Below are 2,511 nucleotides of genomic sequence, written 5' to 3'. Positions count from 1 at the left end.
AGAAAGAAAAACAAGTTTTCTTTTCTGTGACATACTGGTTGTTTTGTTCAGTTTTCAAAGAGCAAATTTGCAAGTCGCTTTTTCAAAGCAACTTTTATATCGTAACATACATCAACTTATGTTGTCAACAACTTATTTTTCTTTACAAAGTTAATTTTCGTGACAACTTTTAAATCATACCATTTTATCGAATTAAAGTCAATAACTTTTTTTGAATTTATGTTTTTAATTTTCGATGCGCTGTAACCTTTTTCAAGCAAAAGATTTTTAGCGACAAGAAATATAATACTATCTAAACAGCTAAAAGTCAACAATATTTTAGAATATATCTTTTAGAAGTTTATTTATATGATTTGACCTTCTAATTCTAGATACTTGAAAATACCCTGACAGCTTAGGGAAACTCATTATAAACATCACCAGAGACCATTCATCCTATATTGTTGAAAAGGGAACGAGAATCAAGATTTTAGAATTCCAAAAGTAAGGAGAGTAAGCTCCATTTCTTCCGATAGGTGGTCATATGTTAACTCATGCCTCCACTATATAAAACACCTAAAACGAATTTCAACAATTACTCTACTGAATATTGCCGTGAAAATAGCAAGATGTGGATAGAGGAGGAGAGAAATAGAGCGTAACCTGTAAAAGAGGTGGTTACGATGTATGGAATTGTATTGAAAAAAAAGGATTTTATATCTGGCAAGTGCTGGCGTTTCACAGTTAAGCAATGTAACTTGCAGGTCTTGCCTTTCTTTTTATCTTATGAACTGACACAATCGGCTAGTCTTACCACGGTAATCGTCATTTCACAGACCGTGTTAATAATAAGCGACTATTATTACGGATAGATCTCATTCGGATTCCAATTATTCTTTTACTGGTTTTGATTTATCAATTGGAGAGGCTCGGTTGTTTTTATAATCCAGCGTACCGGGCTGTTTTGCCTCTCATCAAGCCAGCGCATAATCGTACAACGGTCGATAGTTTGTTGGATATTGTCACAAGGGGCGTCAAGTGTTGGGTCCAGTCTTCAGTATCGATCTATTGAGTTTTGGGAACACTATTCGCTTGTACTCGATTGATGCGATTACGTATGTTTTGAGTGCATTTTTTATCTTAAAACTACATTGGGCTGAACCGTTCAACGTGGATGATGTACTAATAGAGAAAGAACAAAGCGTCTTCCAATCGATTTTCGGATTCTTCTTGTGAGTAAAAAGAGAGGTGACGATTAAACCCTTGTTTATGGCGACTTTTTTGATGGTCATTTTCAACACCTGGGTGTGGCAGGTCGGCTTGCTCTTGTTTCTTCTACAGGACTATCCTAGTCAGGGTGGAGAACTTTATAGTCTCTTGTTGGAGTGGTATGGCACAGGAATAATCATCGTCAATGTAGTCATTCCGTTTCTCTGAAAAGACTATCTTTCGCCATTTATCTAACTGGCTCTATCATATAAGGAATCGGAATTTTTGGATTCGCAACAAACCTTCCCCTTTACTTTATAGGTGTGCTTATTGCCGCTATCGGACTGCCCACCACTTGCCTTGCCTGTGTTTATATGATTCAGACACTGATTCCAAGCAATAAATTGGACCGAGCATTCAGTTTTAATGCAGTCATTCTCTATGGGTTAAATGTAATTTCCTTGATGTTATTTGGCACACTTGCTACTTTTATCGAGATTAGTTCCCTCTTTATCTTCTGCGGGAGCATGATGGTCTTTTGCTCAGTCATCTATTTGATTCAAATTATTTTTACAAGAAAAGCTTGACGGAAATCCGTAGAGGCGCTTAAATAACTGATTGTAAACGGAAACCGAAGAAAATCCACAGCTAATGGCAATATCAGTAATGATTCGTTGATTATGCAAAAGCAAATCCTGAGTACTGACAAGTTGATACAGCTGGAGCCAAGAATAAGGTGAAACGCCCACCTTTTCTTTAAAATGGTGAGCAAACTGAAATTTGCTGTTAATCGTCTTTCAAGGCCTCCATCACTTGAACAAGCGCCGGCTGCATGGAGCGAAAAGGGTGAGTAATCAAATCAGAGATATGTGTCCCAATCGTTATCTTGACCAACAATAGACTTGGTTGAGCAAAGCTGTGTTCTAAAAACACTTCAGAAGACCGGCTTCCGTTTTGCCCTTCCAGCAGCGTGTACTGCTGAACAAATTCGACACACTGCTCATTTTGAGGTTCTTTGAATGGTTTGTGCAAAGAAAAAATCATCCCGTACAACTGAAATCGATGCGGAAGACTCGTTAAGAAACGACCGATCCACCTCAATAAGGAACTTATGGTCGTCTACTGCAAGCTGTTTATGTTCGTCATATGGATTGAAAACCATGAACTTATTTTTATTTATGGAAAGCTGATTTCTTGTGCTCTGATAGTTCATCGACCCCTTCAGTGAATACACGAATTTATAGCATGATGGGTCGTTGTTTAATGCATAATAAAAGTACAGAGTATTGCAACCAAAATGTTAGAAGGTTGCACAAATAAAAA

The 2,511-nt window shown here is 37.4% G+C and carries 5 protein-coding genes; 2 read left to right on the top strand and 3 right to left on the bottom strand.

Annotation, left to right across the window (positions count from 1 at the left end):
* Positions 1 to 662 precede the first annotated feature (662 nt).
* Both ACFOUV_RS18550 and ACFOUV_RS18545 read left to right on the top strand, forming a co-directional pair.
* Positions 663 to 851, top strand: coding sequence for a hypothetical protein (locus tag ACFOUV_RS18550; RefSeq protein ID WP_379498257.1), 189 nt, complete (start codon positions 663 to 665; stop codon positions 849 to 851).
* Between the two features lie 166 nt (positions 852 to 1,017).
* On the top strand, positions 1,018 to 1,215 hold the full coding sequence (locus ACFOUV_RS18545) for a hypothetical protein (RefSeq protein ID WP_379498256.1): 198 nt from the start codon (positions 1,018 to 1,020) through the stop codon (positions 1,213 to 1,215).
* 515 nt (positions 1,216 to 1,730) lie between these two features.
* Here ACFOUV_RS18545 and ACFOUV_RS18540 read toward each other — a convergent pair.
* From ACFOUV_RS18540 to ACFOUV_RS18530, 3 genes are read right to left on the bottom strand one after another with little or no spacing between them, the layout of a single operon-like run.
* The gene (locus ACFOUV_RS18540) at positions 1,731 to 1,937 is read right to left on the bottom strand and encodes a helix-turn-helix domain-containing protein (protein WP_379498255.1); all 207 of its coding nucleotides are present in this window, start codon (positions 1,935 to 1,937) and stop codon (positions 1,731 to 1,733) included.
* Positions 1,938 to 1,974: 37 nt separating this feature from the next.
* Complete coding sequence (locus ACFOUV_RS18535) at positions 1,975 to 2,220, bottom strand: hypothetical protein (protein WP_379498254.1); 246 nt, start codon at positions 2,218 to 2,220, stop codon at positions 1,975 to 1,977.
* Positions 2,189 to 2,401, bottom strand: coding sequence for a hypothetical protein (locus ACFOUV_RS18530; RefSeq protein WP_379498253.1), 213 nt, complete (start codon positions 2,399 to 2,401; stop codon positions 2,189 to 2,191). The genes ACFOUV_RS18535 and ACFOUV_RS18530 overlap by 32 nt, the downstream gene beginning before the upstream one ends.
* Positions 2,402 to 2,511: the final 110 nt, after the last annotated feature.

It is taken from the genome of Oceanobacillus longus (genome assembly GCF_042650085.1).
Taxonomy (GTDB): domain Bacteria; phylum Bacillota; class Bacilli; order Bacillales; family Amphibacillaceae; genus Oceanobacillus; species Oceanobacillus longus.
The sequence above is the reverse complement of the archived record's forward strand: the minus strand, read 5'-3'. Positions and strand labels throughout refer to the sequence as shown.